11 protein-coding genes, 2 tRNA genes and 3 rRNA genes are annotated in these 17,785 nt (G+C 54.2%); 13 read left to right on the top strand and 3 right to left on the bottom strand.

What is annotated here, in order from left to right; all coding sequences use genetic code 11:
• Positions 1 to 2 precede the first annotated feature (2 nt).
• From trkH to ACMGGX_RS08725, 10 genes are all read left to right on the top strand, one after another.
• Positions 3 to 1,454, top strand: a complete 1,452-nt coding sequence (trkH, locus tag ACMGGX_RS08770; protein ID WP_023309600.1) for a Trk system potassium transporter TrkH — start codon at positions 3 to 5, stop codon at positions 1,452 to 1,454.
• A gap of 10 nt (positions 1,455 to 1,464) precedes the next feature.
• Entirely contained in the window at positions 1,465 to 2,010 is a 546-nt protein-coding gene (gene hemG, locus ACMGGX_RS08765) for a menaquinone-dependent protoporphyrinogen IX dehydrogenase (protein ID WP_029739672.1), read from the top strand.
• A gap of 354 nt (positions 2,011 to 2,364) precedes the next feature.
• Positions 2,365 to 3,904: ribosomal RNA gene (locus ACMGGX_RS08760) — 16S ribosomal RNA — on the top strand.
• Positions 3,905 to 3,973: 69 nt separating this feature from the next.
• Positions 3,974 to 4,050: transfer RNA gene (locus ACMGGX_RS08755), tRNA-Ile, on the top strand.
• A 42-nt stretch (positions 4,051 to 4,092) separates the two neighbouring features.
• A tRNA-Ala gene (locus tag ACMGGX_RS08750) sits at positions 4,093 to 4,168 on the top strand.
• A 181-nt stretch (positions 4,169 to 4,349) separates the two neighbouring features.
• Positions 4,350 to 7,254, top strand: a 23S ribosomal RNA gene (locus ACMGGX_RS08745).
• 73 nt (positions 7,255 to 7,327) lie between these two features.
• Positions 7,328 to 7,443, top strand: a 5S ribosomal RNA gene (gene rrf / locus ACMGGX_RS08740).
• Together the 16S, 23S and 5S rRNA genes with 2 tRNA genes alongside form the textbook arrangement of a ribosomal RNA operon.
• A gap of 124 nt (positions 7,444 to 7,567) precedes the next feature.
• Positions 7,568 to 8,596 carry a UDP-N-acetylmuramate dehydrogenase gene (gene murB / locus ACMGGX_RS08735; RefSeq protein ID WP_063442130.1) on the top strand — a complete coding sequence of 343 codons (1,029 nt, stop codon included), beginning with the start codon at positions 7,568 to 7,570 and terminating at the stop codon, positions 8,594 to 8,596.
• A complete protein-coding gene (gene birA, locus ACMGGX_RS08730; RefSeq protein WP_420298281.1) occupies positions 8,593 to 9,555 on the top strand; it encodes a bifunctional biotin--[acetyl-CoA-carboxylase] ligase/biotin operon repressor BirA in 963 nt (320 codons plus the stop codon). The genes murB and birA overlap by 4 nt, the downstream gene beginning before the upstream one ends.
• Positions 9,556 to 9,571: 16 nt before the next feature.
• Complete coding sequence (locus ACMGGX_RS08725; RefSeq protein WP_047173989.1) at positions 9,572 to 10,564, top strand: glycosyl hydrolase family 8; 993 nt, start codon at positions 9,572 to 9,574, stop codon at positions 10,562 to 10,564.
• A gap of 48 nt (positions 10,565 to 10,612) precedes the next feature.
• Here the strand turns inward: ACMGGX_RS08725 and bcsG are convergent, their stop codons facing one another.
• The 3 genes from bcsG to bcsE are packed head-to-tail and all read right to left on the bottom strand — an operon-like array spanning position 10,613 to position 14,038.
• Positions 10,613 to 12,292 (bottom strand): cellulose biosynthesis protein BcsG, encoded by a 1,680-nt coding sequence (gene bcsG / locus ACMGGX_RS08720; RefSeq protein WP_023309595.1) that lies wholly within the window; start codon positions 12,290 to 12,292, stop codon positions 10,613 to 10,615.
• Complete coding sequence (bcsF, locus tag ACMGGX_RS08715) at positions 12,285 to 12,479, bottom strand: cellulose biosynthesis protein BcsF (RefSeq protein ID WP_126349245.1); 195 nt, start codon at positions 12,477 to 12,479, stop codon at positions 12,285 to 12,287. The genes bcsG and bcsF overlap by 8 nt, the downstream gene beginning before the upstream one ends.
• Positions 12,476 to 14,038, bottom strand: coding sequence for a cellulose biosynthesis c-di-GMP-binding protein BcsE (gene bcsE, locus ACMGGX_RS08710; RefSeq protein ID WP_368744112.1), 1,563 nt, complete (start codon positions 14,036 to 14,038; stop codon positions 12,476 to 12,478). The genes bcsF and bcsE overlap by 4 nt, the downstream gene beginning before the upstream one ends.
• A 175-nt stretch (positions 14,039 to 14,213) precedes the next feature.
• On the opposite strand from bcsE, the gene bcsR reads away from it, so the two are divergent.
• The 3 genes from bcsR to bcsA are packed head-to-tail and all read left to right on the top strand — an operon-like array spanning position 14,214 to position 17,778.
• Positions 14,214 to 14,402 (top strand): cellulose biosynthesis protein BcsR, encoded by a 189-nt coding sequence (gene bcsR / locus ACMGGX_RS08705; protein WP_008503237.1) that lies wholly within the window; start codon positions 14,214 to 14,216, stop codon positions 14,400 to 14,402.
• Between the two features lie 11 nt (positions 14,403 to 14,413).
• On the top strand, positions 14,414 to 15,166 hold the full coding sequence (gene bcsQ / locus ACMGGX_RS08700) for a cellulose biosynthesis protein BcsQ (RefSeq protein ID WP_023333774.1): 753 nt from the start codon (positions 14,414 to 14,416) through the stop codon (positions 15,164 to 15,166).
• The gene (gene bcsA / locus ACMGGX_RS08695; RefSeq protein WP_348562145.1) at positions 15,163 to 17,778 is read left to right on the top strand and encodes a UDP-forming cellulose synthase catalytic subunit; all 2,616 of its coding nucleotides are present in this window, start codon (positions 15,163 to 15,165) and stop codon (positions 17,776 to 17,778) included. Before bcsQ ends, bcsA begins: the two co-directional genes overlap by 4 nt.
• Positions 17,779 to 17,785 lie beyond the last annotated feature (7 nt).

Raw genomic sequence — 17,785 nt, 5'->3', positions numbered from 1 at the left:
AGATGCATTTTCGTGCCATAACCCGAATCGTTGGACTACTGGTCATACTCTTTTCCGGGACGATGATTCTCCCAGGACTGGTGGCGCTTATCTACCGGGACGGCGCGGGGCGGGCATTTACCCAGACCTTCTTTGTCGCGCTGGCGATTGGCTCGCTGCTGTGGTGGCCAAACCGTCGTCAGAAAGGTGAACTGAAATCTCGCGAAGGATTTCTGATTGTGGTCCTGTTCTGGACGGTGCTGGGGAGCGTCGGTTCGCTGCCCTTCATCTTCTCTGAACAGCCTAACCTGAGCATTACGGATGCCTTTTTTGAATCGTTCTCCGGTTTAACAACCACCGGGGCGACGACGCTGGTGGGTCTGGATTCTCTCCCGCACGCCATTCTCTTTTATCGCCAGATGCTGCAGTGGTTCGGGGGGATGGGGATCATCGTCCTGGCAGTGGCTATTCTCCCTATTCTGGGCGTTGGCGGCATGCAGCTCTATCGCGCTGAAATGCCCGGGCCGCTGAAAGATAACAAAATGCGCCCGCGTATTGCCGAGACGGCGAAAACCCTCTGGCTTATCTATGTATTACTGACGGTGGCCTGTGCGCTGGCGCTATGGTTTGCCGGGATGCCCGCTTTCGACGCCATCGGACACAGCTTTGCGACGATCGCTATCGGCGGGTTTTCCACCCACGATGCCAGCGTCGGCTACTTCGACAGCCCAACGATTAACACGATTATTGCCATTTTCCTGCTGATTTCAGGCTGTAACTACGGTCTGCACTTCTCTTTACTGAGCGGGCGAAGCCTGAAAGTATACTGGCGTGACCCGGAGTTCCGCATGTTCATTGGCGTCCAGCTTACGCTGGTGATCATCTGTACCCTGGTGCTGTGGTTCCATGATGTCTACAACTCCGCGCTGACCACGCTAAATCAGGCGTTCTTCCAGGTGGTATCGATGGCGACGACCGCCGGGTTTACCACCGACAGCATCGCGCGCTGGCCGCTGTTCCTGCCGGTGCTGCTGTTATGCTCGGCATTTATCGGGGGCTGTGCGGGTTCTACGGGCGGTGGCCTGAAGGTGATTCGTATTCTGCTGCTGTTTAAGCAGGGGAACCGTGAGCTGAAGCGCCTGGTCCACCCGAACGCGGTTTACAGCATTAAGCTGGGGAACCGCGCGCTGCCGGAACGTATCCTCGAAGCGGTGTGGGGATTCTTCTCGGCGTATGCGCTGGTCTTTATCGTCAGTATGCTGGCGATTATCGCGACGGGGGTGGATGATTTCTCCGCCTTTGCGTCCGTCGTAGCAACATTGAATAACCTCGGGCCCGGTCTGGGCGTTGTGGCGGATAACTTTGCCAGCATGAACCCGGTCGCGAAATGGATCCTCATCGCCAATATGCTGTTTGGTCGTCTTGAGGTCTTTACGCTGCTGGTGCTGTTCACCCCTACATTCTGGCGCGAGTGAGGAGCCGTTGATGAAAACATTGATTCTTTTCTCTACGCGAGACGGGCAAACGCGTGAGATTGCCGCTTATCTGGCGTCGGAATTAAAAGAACTGGGTATTTACTCTGATGTGGTGAACCTGAACCGTGCGGAGCAGATTGCCTGGCAGGAGTACGATCGCGTGGTGATTGGCGCGTCAATTCGTTACGGGCATTTCCATCCGGCGCTGGATCGCTTTGTGAAAAAGCACACGGCGGTGCTCAACAAATTGCCCGGTGCCTTTTACTCGGTCAACCTGGTCGCACGTAAAGCCGAGAAGCGTACGCCGCAGACCAACAGCTACACGCGCAAGTTTTTGCTCAGCTCGCCGTGGCAGCCTGACCTTTGCGCCGTCTTTGCCGGCGCGCTGCGCTACCCTCGCTACCGCTGGTATGACCGCTTTATGATCCGCCTGATTATGAAGATGACCGGGGGTGAAACCGATACGCGTAAAGAAGTGGTTTATACCGACTGGTCGCAGGTGGCCAGTTTTGCGCGGGAAATCGCACATTTAACGGGCGATTCGCGACATAAATAAGCGTTAAGTTTGAAAAGTGAGCGAACGAAAAGTTTTTTGTATTTTATGCTTGTCACGTCGGAATAACTCCCTATAATGCGCCTCCACTGACACGGAACAACGGCACACACGCCGCCGGGTCAGCAGAGAAAAGCGAAAATAAACGCTTGACTCTGAAGCGGGAAGGCGTAATATGCACACCCCGCGCCGCAGCGAAAAGCGAAGCGGCACTGCTCTTTAACAATTTATCAGACAATCTGTGTGGGCACTCAAAGTGACATGGATTCTTAATGTCTTCGGACAATAAATGAATACCAAGTCTCTGAGTGAACATACGTAATTCATTACGAAGTTTAATTCACGAGCATCAAACTTAAATTGAAGAGTTTGATCATGGCTCAGATTGAACGCTGGCGGCAGGCCTAACACATGCAAGTCGAGCGGTAGCACAGGGAGCTTGCTCCTGGGTGACGAGCGGCGGACGGGTGAGTAATGTCTGGGAAACTGCCTGATGGAGGGGGATAACTACTGGAAACGGTAGCTAATACCGCATAACGTCGCAAGACCAAAGAGGGGGACCTTCGGGCCTCTTGCCATCAGATGTGCCCAGATGGGATTAGCTAGTAGGTGGGGTAACGGCTCACCTAGGCGACGATCCCTAGCTGGTCTGAGAGGATGACCAGCCACACTGGAACTGAGACACGGTCCAGACTCCTACGGGAGGCAGCAGTGGGGAATATTGCACAATGGGCGCAAGCCTGATGCAGCCATGCCGCGTGTATGAAGAAGGCCTTCGGGTTGTAAAGTACTTTCAGCGGGGAGGAAGGTGTTGAGGTTAATAACCTCAGCAATTGACGTTACCCGCAGAAGAAGCACCGGCTAACTCCGTGCCAGCAGCCGCGGTAATACGGAGGGTGCAAGCGTTAATCGGAATTACTGGGCGTAAAGCGCACGCAGGCGGTCTGTCAAGTCGGATGTGAAATCCCCGGGCTCAACCTGGGAACTGCATTCGAAACTGGCAGGCTAGAGTCTTGTAGAGGGGGGTAGAATTCCAGGTGTAGCGGTGAAATGCGTAGAGATCTGGAGGAATACCGGTGGCGAAGGCGGCCCCCTGGACAAAGACTGACGCTCAGGTGCGAAAGCGTGGGGAGCAAACAGGATTAGATACCCTGGTAGTCCACGCCGTAAACGATGTCGACTTGGAGGTTGTGCCCTTGAGGCGTGGCTTCCGGAGCTAACGCGTTAAGTCGACCGCCTGGGGAGTACGGCCGCAAGGTTAAAACTCAAATGAATTGACGGGGGCCCGCACAAGCGGTGGAGCATGTGGTTTAATTCGATGCAACGCGAAGAACCTTACCTACTCTTGACATCCAGAGAACTTTCCAGAGATGGATTGGTGCCTTCGGGAACTCTGAGACAGGTGCTGCATGGCTGTCGTCAGCTCGTGTTGTGAAATGTTGGGTTAAGTCCCGCAACGAGCGCAACCCTTATCCTTTGTTGCCAGCGGTCCGGCCGGGAACTCAAAGGAGACTGCCAGTGATAAACTGGAGGAAGGTGGGGATGACGTCAAGTCATCATGGCCCTTACGAGTAGGGCTACACACGTGCTACAATGGCGCATACAAAGAGAAGCGACCTCGCGAGAGCAAGCGGACCTCATAAAGTGCGTCGTAGTCCGGATTGGAGTCTGCAACTCGACTCCATGAAGTCGGAATCGCTAGTAATCGTAGATCAGAATGCTACGGTGAATACGTTCCCGGGCCTTGTACACACCGCCCGTCACACCATGGGAGTGGGTTGCAAAAGAAGTAGGTAGCTTAACCTTCGGGAGGGCGCTTACCACTTTGTGATTCATGACTGGGGTGAAGTCGTAACAAGGTAACCGTAGGGGAACCTGCGGTTGGATCACCTCCTTACCTTAAAGAACCTGCCTTTGCAGTGCTCACACAGATTGTCTGATGAAAAACAGCAGTAAAAATCTCTGCAGGCTTGTAGCTCAGGTGGTTAGAGCGCACCCCTGATAAGGGTGAGGTCGGTGGTTCAAGTCCACTCAGGCCTACCAAACTCCTTTTAAAGGATGAGCGGTACAGAGATTATAAACGATGGGGCTATAGCTCAGCTGGGAGAGCGCCTGCTTTGCACGCAGGAGGTCTGCGGTTCGATCCCGCATAGCTCCACCATCTTTTACTGCGAACCCAAAAAAACTTCAGAGTGAACCTGAAAAGGTGCACTGCGAAGTTTTGCTCTTTAAAAATCTGGATCAAGCTGAAAATTGAAACGACACATCTTAATTGGTGTGTTCGAGTCTCTCAAATTTTCGCAAGTCGATGATGAATCGAAAGAAACATCTTCGGGTTGTGAGGTTAAGCGACTAAGCGTACACGGTGGATGCCCTGGCAGTCAGAGGCGATGAAGGACGTGCTAATCTGCGAAAAGCGCCGGCGAGGTGATATGAACCTTTGACCCGGCGATGTCCGAATGGGGAAACCCAGTGTGATTCGTCACACTATCGTTAACTGAATACATAGGTTAACGAGGCGAACCGGGGGAACTGAAACATCTAAGTACCCCGAGGAAAAGAAATCAACCGAGATTCCCCCAGTAGCGGCGAGCGAACGGGGAGCAGCCCAGAGTCTGAATCAGCTTGTGTGTTAGTGGAAGCGTCTGGAAAGTCGCACGGTACAGGGTGACAGTCCCGTACACGAAAGCACACAGGCTGTGAACTCGAAGAGTAGGGCGGGACACGTGGTATCCTGTCTGAATATGGGGGGACCATCCTCCAAGGCTAAATACTCCTGACTGACCGATAGTGAACCAGTACCGTGAGGGAAAGGCGAAAAGAACCCCGGCGAGGGGAGTGAAAAAGAACCTGAAACCGTGTACGTACAAGCAGTGGGAGCACCTTCGTGGTGTGACTGCGTACCTTTTGTATAATGGGTCAGCGACTTATATTCTGTAGCAAGGTTAACCGTATAGGGGAGCCGAAGGGAAACCGAGTCTTAACTGGGCGTTAAGTTGCAGGGTATAGACCCGAAACCCGGTGATCTAGCCATGGGCAGGTTGAAGGTTGGGTAACACTAACTGGAGGACCGAACCGACTAATGTTGAAAAATTAGCGGATGACTTGTGGCTGGGGGTGAAAGGCCAATCAAACCGGGAGATAGCTGGTTCTCCCCGAAAGCTATTTAGGTAGCGCCTCGTGAACTCATCTTCGGGGGTAGAGCACTGTTTCGGCTAGGGGGCCATCCCGGCTTACCAACCCGATGCAAACTACGAATACCGAAGAATGTTATCACGGGAGACACACGGCGGGTGCTAACGTCCGTCGTGAAGAGGGAAACAACCCAGACCGCCAGCTAAGGTCCCAAAGTCATGGTTAAGTGGGAAACGATGTGGGAAGGCACAGACAGCCAGGATGTTGGCTTAGAAGCAGCCATCATTTAAAGAAAGCGTAATAGCTCACTGGTCGAGTCGGCCTGCGCGGAAGATGTAACGGGGCTAAACCATGCACCGAAGCTGCGGCAGCGACACTTAAGTGTTGTTGGGTAGGGGAGCGTTCTGTAAGCCGTTGAAGGTGTGCTGTGAGGCATGCTGGAGGTATCAGAAGTGCGAATGCTGACATAAGTAACGATAAAGCGGGTGAAAAGCCCGCTCGCCGGAAGACCAAGGGTTCCTGTCCAACGTTAATCGGGGCAGGGTGAGTCGACCCCTAAGGCGAGGCCGAAAGGCGTAGTCGATGGGAAACAGGTTAATATTCCTGTACTTGGTGTTACTGCGAAGGGGGGACGGAGAAGGCTATGTTAGCCGGGCGACGGTTGTCCCGGTTTAAGCATGTAGGCGGAGGTTCCAGGTAAATCCGGTACCTTTTAACGCTGAGGTGTGATGACGAGGCACTACGGTGCTGAAGTAACAAATGCCCTGCTTCCAGGAAAAGCCTCTAAGCATCAGGTAACATCAAATCGTACCCCAAACCGACACAGGTGGTCAGGTAGAGAATACCAAGGCGCTTGAGAGAACTCGGGTGAAGGAACTAGGCAAAATGGTGCCGTAACTTCGGGAGAAGGCACGCTGATATGTAGGTGAAGCCCCTGCGGGTGGAGCTGAAATCAGTCGAAGATACCAGCTGGCTGCAACTGTTTATTAAAAACACAGCACTGTGCAAACACGAAAGTGGACGTATACGGTGTGACGCCTGCCCGGTGCCGGAAGGTTAATTGATGGGGTTAGCGGCAACGCGAAGCTCTTGATCGAAGCCCCGGTAAACGGCGGCCGTAACTATAACGGTCCTAAGGTAGCGAAATTCCTTGTCGGGTAAGTTCCGACCTGCACGAATGGCGTAATGATGGCCAGGCTGTCTCCACCCGAGACTCAGTGAAATTGAACTCGCTGTGAAGATGCAGTGTACCCGCGGCAAGACGGAAAGACCCCGTGAACCTTTACTATAGCTTGACACTGAACACTGGTCCTTGATGTGTAGGATAGGTGGGAGGCTTTGAAGCGTGGACGCCAGTCTGCGTGGAGCCAACCTTGAAATACCACCCTTTAATGGCTGGTGTTCTAACGTAGACCCGTAATCCGGGTTGCGGACAGTGTCTGGTGGGTAGTTTGACTGGGGCGGTCTCCTCCCAAAGAGTAACGGAGGAGCACGAAGGTTAGCTAATCCTGGTCGGACATCAGGAGGTTAGTGCAATGGCATAAGCTAGCTTGACTGCGAGAGTGACGGCTCGAGCAGGTGCGAAAGCAGGTCATAGTGATCCGGTGGTTCTGAATGGAAGGGCCATCGCTCAACGGATAAAAGGTACTCCGGGGATAACAGGCTGATACCGCCCAAGAGTTCATATCGACGGCGGTGTTTGGCACCTCGATGTCGGCTCATCACATCCTGGGGCTGAAGTAGGTCCCAAGGGTATGGCTGTTCGCCATTTAAAGTGGTACGCGAGCTGGGTTTAGAACGTCGTGAGACAGTTCGGTCCCTATCTGCCGTGGGCGCTGGAGAATTGAGGGGGGCTGCTCCTAGTACGAGAGGACCGGAGTGGACGCATCACTGGTGTTCGGGTTGTCATGCCAATGGCACTGCCCGGTAGCTAAATGCGGAAAAGATAAGTGCTGAAAGCATCTAAGCACGAAACTTGCCCCGAGATGAGTTCTCCCTGACCCTTTAAGGGTCCTGAAGGAACGTTGAAGACTACGACGTTGATAGGTCGGGTGTGTAAGCGCAGCGATGCGTTGAGCTAACCGATACTAATGAACCGTGAGGCTTAACCTTACAACGCCGAAGCTGTTTCGGCGAAGAGACGACACATTCAAATTTCAGCCTGATACAGATTTAACAGAATTTGCCTGGCGGCTTTAGCGCGGTGGTCCCACCTGACCCCATGCCGAACTCAGAAGTGAAACGCCGTAGCGCCGATGGTAGTGTGGGGTCTCCCCATGTGAGAGTAGGGAACTGCCAGGCATCAAATAAGTGAAGAGGCCATCCGAAAGGATGGCCTTTTTGCGTTTATACGCTGCACAAACTAATCCCCCAACGCCCTGCTTATACGGTAAACTACCTGCGTTTTTGCATCAGGATAGCGTCTATGAACCACTCCCTTAAGCCCTGGAATACCTTTGGCATTCAACGCAATGCTAAACAAATTGTACGTGCCGATACTGCACAGCAACTGCTGGATGCATGGCAAAGCGCAACAGAAAATAACGAACCCGTACTGATTCTGGGCGAAGGAAGTAATGTCCTGTTTCTCGATGATTTTGCGGGAACGGTGATCGTTAACCGCATCATGGGGATTGATGTTGAAGAGCGTGCCGACAGCTGGCACCTGCACGTGGGGGCCGGTGAAAACTGGCATCATCTGGTGCAATTCACCCTCGAAAAAGGGATGCCGGGCCTGGAAAACCTTGCGCTTATTCCAGGCTGCGCCGGATCGTCACCTATTCAAAACATCGGTGCCTACGGCATCGAACTGAAACACGTCTGCGAATATGTCGACTGCATCGAACTGGCGACCGGAACGGCTAAGCGTTTAACGGCGGAGCAGTGCCGGTTTGGCTATCGTGACAGTATCTTCAAACATGAATATCAGGATCGCTACGTGATTGTCGCCGTGGGTCTGTGCCTGTCGAAGAACTGGCAGCCCGTGTTGACCTACGGGGATTTAACGCGTCTCGACCCGGCTACCGTAACCGCCCGCGACGTTTTTGACTCGGTTTGCCATATGCGGATGACCAAACTTCCCGATCCAAAAGTAAACGGAAACGCAGGAAGTTTCTTCAAAAACCCGGTTATCAGCAGCGAAAATGCAAAAGTCTTTCTTGAAGGATGGCCAGCCGCGCCACATTACCCTCAGGCGGATGGCAGCGTGAAGCTTGCCGCAGGATGGCTTATCGATCAATGCCAGCTAAAAGGCACTTCAGTAGGCGGTGCTGCCGTTCACCAGCAGCAGGCTCTGGTGCTGATTAATCAGCGCGATGCGACCAGCGATGATGTTGTACAGCTGGCTCATTATGTTCGTCAGCGTGTGGGCGAAAAATTTAACGTCTGGCTGGAGCCAGAAGTTCGCTTCATTGGCTGCACAGGTGAAGTTAATGCCGTGGAGGCTATCGCGTGAAGGACAATACCATTCCCTTAACCCTGATTGGCATCCTTGCTGACGGTGAGTTTCATTCTGGCGAGCAGCTGGGTGAACAGCTTGGCATGAGCCGTTCTGCTATCAATAAACATATCCATACGCTTCGCGACTGGGGTGTTGATGTGTTCACGGTTCCTGGAAAAGGCTACAGCCTGCCGGAGCCGATTCAATTGCTGAATGAAGAAACGATCCGCAGCCAGATCGGACACGGCAATGTTGCGGTGCTGCCGGTGATTGATTCGACGAACCAGTATCTTCTGGATCGTCTGCCTGAGCTGACATCCGGCGATGCCTGCGTTGCTGAATATCAACAGGCCGGTCGCGGCCGTCGCGGTCGCAAATGGTTTTCGCCATTTGGCGCTAACCTCTATTTGTCTATGTACTGGCGACTCGATCAGGGCCCGGCCGCTGCTATTGGCCTGAGTCTGGTCATCGGCATCGTCATGGCGGAAGTGCTGCACGATCTGGGAGCGGATAAGGTACGTGTTAAGTGGCCTAATGACCTCTACCTCAACGATCGTAAACTTGCCGGTATTCTGGTCGAACTGACGGGAAAAACGGGCGATGCGGCGCAAATCGTCATTGGCGCAGGCCTCAACATGGTGATGCGCAATGTACAAAATGATGTGGTGAATCAGGCCTGGACTAACCTCCAGGAGGCGGGGATCGTCATCGATCGTAACACCCTTGCCGTGCGTATGATTAAAGAGTTGCGCAGTTCACTCACGCTTTTTGAGCAGGAAGGGCTGGCACCGTTCCTGTCTCGTTGGGAAAAGCTGGATAACTTCATTAACCGCCCGGTGAAACTGCTGATTGGTGATAAAGAGATCTACGGGACTTCACGCGGTATTGACGCACAGGGCGCGCTGCTCCTGGAGCAGGATGGCGTGATTAAACCCTGGATGGGCGGTGAGATTTCACTGCGAAGTGCCGAATAACCGGATCGAGTTAATTATGCGAAAACCCGTGTGCGCAACGCTGGCCGTCATGATGAGTCTGCTGTTCTCGCCTCTCTCTCATGCGGATCGGGCCTGGGAGAGTTACAAGGCCCGCTTTTTCAAACCGGAAGGCCGCATTGTTGATACCGGTAATGGCGGCGTGTCGCATACGGAAGGTCAGGGTTTTGCCATGCTGATGGCGGTGGCCAACGACGATAAAGCCACGTTCGATAAGCTCTGGCAATGGACAGACAGTCAGCTGAAGAACAAAGAAAATGGTCTGTTTTACTGGCGCTATAATCCCGCAGAGTCCAACCCGGTCGCCGACAAAAACAACGCTGCAGACGGCGACGTGCTGATTGCCTGGGCGTTGCTGAAAGCCGACGCCCGCTGGCATGACAAACGCTACAGCGCCGCATCGGATGCAATTACAAAAGCACTGATTGACCACAGCGTGATCCGCTATGCCGGTTACCGCGTGATGCTGCCCGGCGTCCAGGGGTTTAAGCTTGAGGGTGAAGTGGTCCTCAATCCTTCCTATTTCGTGTTTCCGGCCTGGCAGGCCTTCTCCAGACGCAGTCATTTGCCGGTCTGGCGCGATTTGATTAAGGACGGGAAACGCCTGCTGGGGAAAATGGGGTCGGGTAAAGCGAATCTGCCCACTGACTGGGTTTCACTGGCATCAGGTGGCAAGCTGGCTCCCGCAAAAGGCTGGCCACCGCGAATGAGCTATGACGCGATTCGTGTTCCGCTGTACGTTGCCTGGTCTGATAAGCAAAGCCCGCTGCTGACGCCGTGGAAGGCCTGGTTCGGCCAGTTCCCCCGGGAACAAACGCCCGCCTGGGTTAACGTGACGACCAACGAATATGCGCCCTACATGATGGAAGGCGGCCTGCTGGCTGTACGTGATTTCACGATGGGGCAGTCTTCCGGTGAACCCGAAATCACCGCTAAAGACGACTACTATTCGGCAAGTCTGAAAATGCTGGTGTGGATCGCCCAGCAATAATGTCGAGATTGTCCCTCTCCCCGATGGGGAGAGGGACGTCATACCGTGTTACTGCGGATACGGTACCCAATCCCCGCCGTTCAGGCGAACGTAAGGTTTGTTTTGATACTGAATGACGACCGCGTTAGCGTTCTCTGAGACTTCTGCCGTTTGCGGCAGTTTGCTGGTGAGCTGATCCCAGTTCACGCTATCTTCCACAAACAGCTTCCCGTCAACGGCGCGGGCAACCAGTTCTGAGATCGCCAGATAGCTGGTTGGCTGTGTAATCTCAATCGGTGCGCCCTGATGCGGAGCCTTCATCCCAAAGAATTTAATGCCTGCAGGCACGTTAGTGATGGACGGGCTTGGGATATCACGCAGACCCGACACCTGCATTCTGTCACCTTTCAGCGCACCACCGTGCTCAGGCACCACAACCACCATTACTTTACGGCCTGATTTTTCCAGCTCCGTGAAGAACGCGTCCAGCTCGTCAAAGAACTTCTGCGCACGCACTTTATAATCAGCCGTTTTGCTCACGCCCGGGAAATGGTTACCGTCGTGGAGCGGCAGGGTGTTAAAGAACGTCGCGCTGCGCGGATTACTGTCTTTTTCGATGGTCTGCAGCCAGCGCTGCAGGACGGCAGTATCGTCATAAACGGGCGAACCGTCGAAGCCCAGCAGAGAGACAGGAAGACCGGTTTGATCCATCAGCGGTGCCTGCATGCCGCCCTGTTCGCGCACCTCTTTCAGGAAGTTACCGAACTGTCCGTTATGCCCCAGCATCAGGTGCTGCGTAAAGCCCAGCTTTGCGAGGTTATCGAACAGATAACACTGGTTGCCTGCGGGTTGATACAGGTTTTTATGCGATGTCTGACCGCAGCTTGCACGCAGCAGGCGGATCGCCGCCGGGCCGCTGTACGAGGTGGCAGAGTTGAAATCTTTAAACTGAATATCGAAGTGTGACCACAGCGGATGAGACATCAAACCGGCGGCGTCCACGTCGGCCCAGGAAAGAGAGCAGATGTTGATCACCAGCAGTTCAAACGGCTGAGCATCCGCCGGCAGCGCATCCGGGAATTTAGTCTGTCGCTTGTCTTCCGCGGTATAGAAACTGGAGAGCCAGGCGTTCAGGTTGGTTGAGGTCGGCGGTGCGGTCTGGGTTGGGATATCGCCCACCACAGGCGTATCGCCTGCCGTTGTGACGGTTGCCGCCGCGCTTCCCCCTGTGGTGGTCACCGTGGTGGTCGGTTGACCGGCAGGCCACAGCGAAAAGTTCGGCCCAGCCAGCGTCAGCACGTTAAGCCAGATCATAATCGCGACGACAAACACCGTGACGCGGATCCACTGTGACAGGAACAGCCAGGCAACCAGCAGCACAAATACCGCGCCAATCATTTGCCAGTTAATAAAGCGCTCGGTCAGATCGAGGACATAGCTGGCGCTAAAGCCCGCCACTTGGGACCCCTGGCTCATAATGCTGTCCGGCCCCGGTAGCCAGGTATCATGCCAGAACAGCGCAAAGCCGACAGGTATAGCGACCCAGTGGCGCAAGCGATGTAGCCTGATATTCGGCAGCGGCATCAGCAGGAAGGCCATAAACACCAGGTTGAGAAGGGGATGGAAATTCAGATAGCCTGCCCACAGCAGGCCAAACTTCACCAGAAAGTAGAAGTTCCAGCCGGAAAGGCCGCGCCAGTATTGCCAGAGCGGCGAGGGTGACGAAGCGGTATAGGTAGAATTAGTCATGTTTTCGGTCTGCCTTGACGTGTGATGCCCGTGTCAGTGTTCCGGCTGGTTTTACATAGCGAGGTTTAATAAACAGCACTCTGGCCATATCACGGATACGGCGTATGGAATGGCGCGCATAGTAGCCAAGCGGGAAAAAGATCAGCGCACAGAATATAACCAGTTGAATGATATCGCTGATGTTCATGATGATGCGTTCTCCGCGTTGTCTGTTAATAAGCGAAGGGGTTCCGGAACCCGACGCCAGACGTGTCCATCATGTCTGGCATTGAGGATCGGTTTGGCATCGCTCTTGATTGCGAGCGGTTTGGCCCATTGCTCAGGCTGGAGCGCACGCATCTGCACCAGCTCCGCGCTAATCGTATTATCTTCGAACCAAATCATACGGTTCGAGAAAATATCCCCTGTAGGCAGGGGGAAGATGTGGTTAAGCGCCGTATCGAGATCGTTTACCCGGCAGAAGGACAAAAACAGCACCAGGCGATTGTCGCCAATGGTCATGATGTCCCCTGTACGGTTCGGGCGACATAAGGTGAGAGCCTGTTCAACGCGAATACCCGGTACAGGACGCAGGGCAACCATGACCCCTTTTCCGTCAGCAGGTAGAAGCGTGTTGTTCATCATGTTGCCCACGGCGTCGCAGAAGGTATCCCATTTTTGGTACCCACGCAGCTTCATCGGCTGCGTCATGGAGAGCAGCGTGGAAATATCTTCCGGTACGTGGCGGCTAAACTGCTGGCCCTGAACGCTTTCGATAAGCGTCAGGCAGCGTGACAACGGCGCATTCCAGGGAATAACCATATTGGCGCCGCAGCCCAGAAGCAGGCGCTCATCGGTGGCGCGCAGGCTGGTATTATTTTCGCGCACGATGATTTTCAACGCACTTCCGCGCTGGCGGCGTAAGGTGTGGATTTGCCGTGCCAGCGTCTCAATCTGGTTATTCTGCATCAGCGAGAAAATAAGGGTTGCCGCCTGGGTTGTGCGGGCTTCATGGAAGAGGGCTTCGTTAGAATCAAACAGCGTCCAGTTTTCCGACAGGGCGGGTGCCCCCTCTAAAACCGCGATATGGCTCAGGATGCGTTTTTCATCACTGCGCGGCTGCACCACGGTTTCTTCCTGCTGCGCCAGGTGCCACTCGCCCTCGATATGTTTCAGCGTAAGCTGTTGCCTGGCGCTCACGCCTTTTTCATTACACCAGAATGCAATATCGTAGAGATAGCTGCCTGCCTGGTCACGAACGCTTGCCAGACCGAACAGAGAGCGATATTCGGCCATTAAAAGTGAGAACAGCTTGTCATTATTACTGCCGGGATTGACTATCAATAGCGTGCAATTTTGAAATTTTGCCCATTTATTGATTTTTTCCAGCCACGGCAGCAGTTTTTCAGCGGGCATATTTTGCAGGACGTTATTTGCGCATTTCAGAATCACTAAATAGTGATCCGGATCAATAGAGCACTGAACGTCGCGGGACAAAAAGTATAGACTATCGGCTTCCGATGTCATGGAAAATAATCGCACCGTCTGGGGGCCGCGACCACTTTCAAGCGTAATAATTTTCTTCGGATCTTCGCCCATGCTAATGACGGCCACGCGGGAATCCTTATCCTGAGCAGCAATTGTCTGGTTTACCAGACTGATAGCATCTTCATTACGGTCCGTATTAATCCACCAGACTCCTCCGACTGGCATGTGGCTCAATTCGTCCCATAATGACTGGATGCCAATAGAAAATATGGAGTCCACGGTGTCCCTCTTTTCGTCTAATTTATCTGTATCTCAGTTTACTAGCGAAAGCGTAGAAATAAACCTAACATTGAAATTAAAGAACATCAGATTTAGCATGTAAATGAAATTTGTCAGGGCAGGAAGCCCCGCAACTTCTTTAGCGTGCGATTTTCCTTAAAGGGATGGAAAAAGAATGGATAATAACGAACCTGGAACCCCAGTCGACTCGACTCTGGGTTACACATTCCAAAACGATTTTCTGGCGCTGACGCAGGCCTTTTCTTTACCTGAAATAGATTACACCGATATTTCCCAGCGGGAACAGTTGGCCGCGGCTATTAAACGCTGGCCGTTATTAGCTGAATTCGCCCATCAACAATAAGGGAGCCATTGATGGCCATACTCGGATTACAGGGTGTCCGTGGCGGTGTGGGTACCACATCAGTTACCGCGGCGCTGGCGTGGTCATTACAGCTTTTAGGTGAATCGGTGCTGGTTATTGACGCCTGCGCCGATAATTTGTTGCGTATGTCGTTTAACGTCGACTTTTCTCGTGAAGAGGGCTGGGCCCGGGCACTGCTTGATGATAAAGACTGGCAGGATGCAGGGATGCGCTATACCTCCCAGCTCGATCTGCTGCCGTTTGGGCAACTGACCACCACGGAACGCGAGAATGAAGCCGCGTATCAGCGCCTGTTTTCGCAGTTCACGCTGGCGCTGCAAACCCTGAAAGAAAAGGGACACTACAAGTGGATCCTGCTGGATCTGCCGCACGGCGCCGGCACGCTGACCCGACAGCTTATCGCCCAGTGCGATCATATACTTTCCATCGTCAACGTCGATGCGAACTGCCATATCCGCCTGCATCAGCAGGGGCTGCCTCAGAACGCTCACCTTCTGATTAACGATTTGCGCATTGGCAGCCAGATCCAGGACGATCTGTATCAGGTCTGGCTGCAAAGCCAGCGCCGTCTGCTTCCCATTGTCATCCATCGTGATGAGGGGATGGCGGAATGCCTTGCGTCTAAGCAACCGCTCGGCGAATACCGCAGCGATTCACTGGCGGCAGAAGAGATCCTGACGCTGGCTAACTGGTGTCTGCTGAACTTCGCCAACAGGGCGGAGCATGCAGGGAGTTCTGTATGAGTCGTCTCGCCAGCTGGTTACTCATCCCACCGGTCAGTTCGCGTTTGAGCGATCATTACCGGCATTTCCGCCGGCACGGTGCTTCGGCATTTAGCGCCGCGCTCGGTTGTTTCTGGATGATTCTGGCCTGGATGTTTATTCCACTCGAACACCCGCGCTGGCAGCGCATACGTGCCCGGCACAGTGAGCTATATCCGCACATTAATCCCAACCGGCCGCGTCCTTTGGATCCGGCGCGCTATCTCATTCAGGCCATCTGGCTGGTGGTCACGTCATCCCGCTCAGAGAAAATAACGCCGCACTGGCGCAGCTTCTCCCGCGTCCAGCAGTTACGTGAGCGCTACCACCAGTGGCTGGACAGACTGCCCAACAGCGTAAGCGATAAGACCAGCCATCTGGATAACCATAAAGAGCTCGGGCATCTTCACCCGGGCCTGCGGCGTTTTATCCTCGGCGTGATCGTCGTGTTCTCGCTCATTCTGGCGCTGGTCTGTATTACGCAGCCTTTCAACCCTCTGGCGCAGTTCACCTTCCTGATACTGCTGTGGGGCGTGGCGCTGCTGGTCCGCCGTATTCCGGGCCGCTTCTCGGCGCTGATGCTTATTGTGTTGTCGTTGACCGTCTCCTGTCGCTACATCTGGTGGCGTTATACCTCAACCCTGAACTGGGACGACCCGGTCAGCCTGGTGTGCGGCCTGGTGCTGCTGTTTGCCGAAACCTACGCCTGGATCGTGCTGGTGCTGGGCTATTTCCAGGTCATTTGGCCGCTCAACCGCCAGCCGGTTCCGCTGCCAAAAGACACCGCGCAGTGGCCGTCTGTTGATCTCTTTGTACCGACATACAACGAAGATTTGAGCGTAGTGAAAAATACCATTTATGCCGCGCTGGGCATCGACTGGCCGAAAGACAAGCTCAAGGTCTGGATCCTGGATGACGGCAACCGTCCGGCGTTCCGCCAGTTCGCAGAGGAGGTCGGCGTCGAATACATCGCCCGTCCGACTCACGAGCATGCGAAAGCCGGGAACATCAACAACGCGTTGAAGTATGCCACAGGGGAGTTTGTCTCGATCTTTGACTGTGACCACGTGCCGACGCGCTCGTTCCTGCAGATGACCATGGGCTGGTTCCTGAAGGAGAAAGAGCTGGCGATGATGCAGACGCCGCACCACTTCTTCTCGCCGGATCCGTTTGAACGTAACCTTGGCCGCTTCCGAAAAACCCCGAACGAAGGCACCCTGTTCTATGGCCTGGTGCAGGACGGGAACGACATGTGGGATGCCACCTTCTTCTGCGGCTCGTGTGCGGTTATCCGCCGTAAGCCGCTGGATGAAATTGGCGGTATCGCCGTCGAAACGGTCACTGAAGATGCGCACACCTCTCTGCGCCTGCACCGTCGTGGCTATACCTCGGCGTATATGCGTATTCCGCAGGCCGCCGGTCTGGCAACGGAGTCACTGTCGGCGCACATTGGTCAGCGTATTCGCTGGGCGCGCGGCATGGTGCAGATTTTCCGTCTCGATAACCCACTGATTGGGAAAGGGCTCAAGCTGGCGCAACGTCTCTGCTACGTCAACGCCATGTTCCACTTCTTATCCGGTATCCCGCGGCTGATCTTCCTGACCGCGCCGCTGGCGTTCCTGCTCCTTCACGCTTATATCATTTACGCCCCGGCGCTGATGATTGCGCTGTTTGTTCTGCCGCACATGATCCACGCGAGCCTGACGAACTCGAAGATACAGGGTAAATACCGCCATTCCTTCTGGAGTGAAATCTACGAAACGGTGCTGGCCTGGTATATCGCGCCGCCGACGATGGTGGCGCTGATTAACCCGCACAAAGGGAAATTTAATGTCACCGCGAAGGGCGGCCTGGTGGAAGAAGAGTACGTCGACTGGGTGATTTCCCGTCCGTATATCTTCCTGGTACTGCTGAATATCGTTGGCGTCATCGCCGGTATCTGGCGTTACTTCTACGGCCCGGAAAACGAAATCCTGACCGTCTTTGTGAGTATGGCCTGGGTCTTCTACAACCTGATTATCCTCGGCGGCGCGGTAGCGGTGTCGGTGGAGAGCAAGCAGGTTCGTCGTGCGCATCGCGTTGAAATCTGCATGCCTGCTGCGATCGCCCGTGAAGATGGCCATCTCTTCTCCTGTACCGTGCACGACTTCTCTGACGGTGGTCTGGGGATCAAAATCAACGGCCAGGCGAAGGTGCTGGAAGGCCAGAAAGTTAACCTGCTGCTTAAGCGCGGTCAGCAGGAGTATGTCTTCCCGACGCAGGTTGTGCGCGTGGCGGGCAATGAAGTCGGTTTGCAGCTGATGCCGTTGACCAAAAAGCAACATATCGATTTTGTGCAGTGTACGTTTGCCCGCGCGGATACGTGGGCTCTCTGGCAGGACAGCTTCCCGGAAGATAAACCTCTGGAAAGCCTGCTGGATATTCTGAAGCTGGGGTTCCGTGGCTATCGTCACCTTGCAGAATTCGCCCCGTCGTCGGTGAAATTAATTTTCCGGTCACTTACTTCGCTGGTTTCCTGGGTCGTGTCGTTCATTCCTCGTCGTCCTGAGCGGGATGAGGCGAAGCAGGCGGACCCGGTTATGGCTCAACAATGATGATAAC

The sequence above is a fragment of the Enterobacter sp. BNK-29 genome, assembly GCF_048684785.1.
GTDB classification, from domain to species: Bacteria; Pseudomonadota; Gammaproteobacteria; order Enterobacterales; family Enterobacteriaceae; genus Enterobacter; species Enterobacter cloacae_M.
The sequence above is the reverse complement of the archived record's forward strand: the minus strand, read 5'-3'. Positions and strand labels throughout refer to the sequence as shown.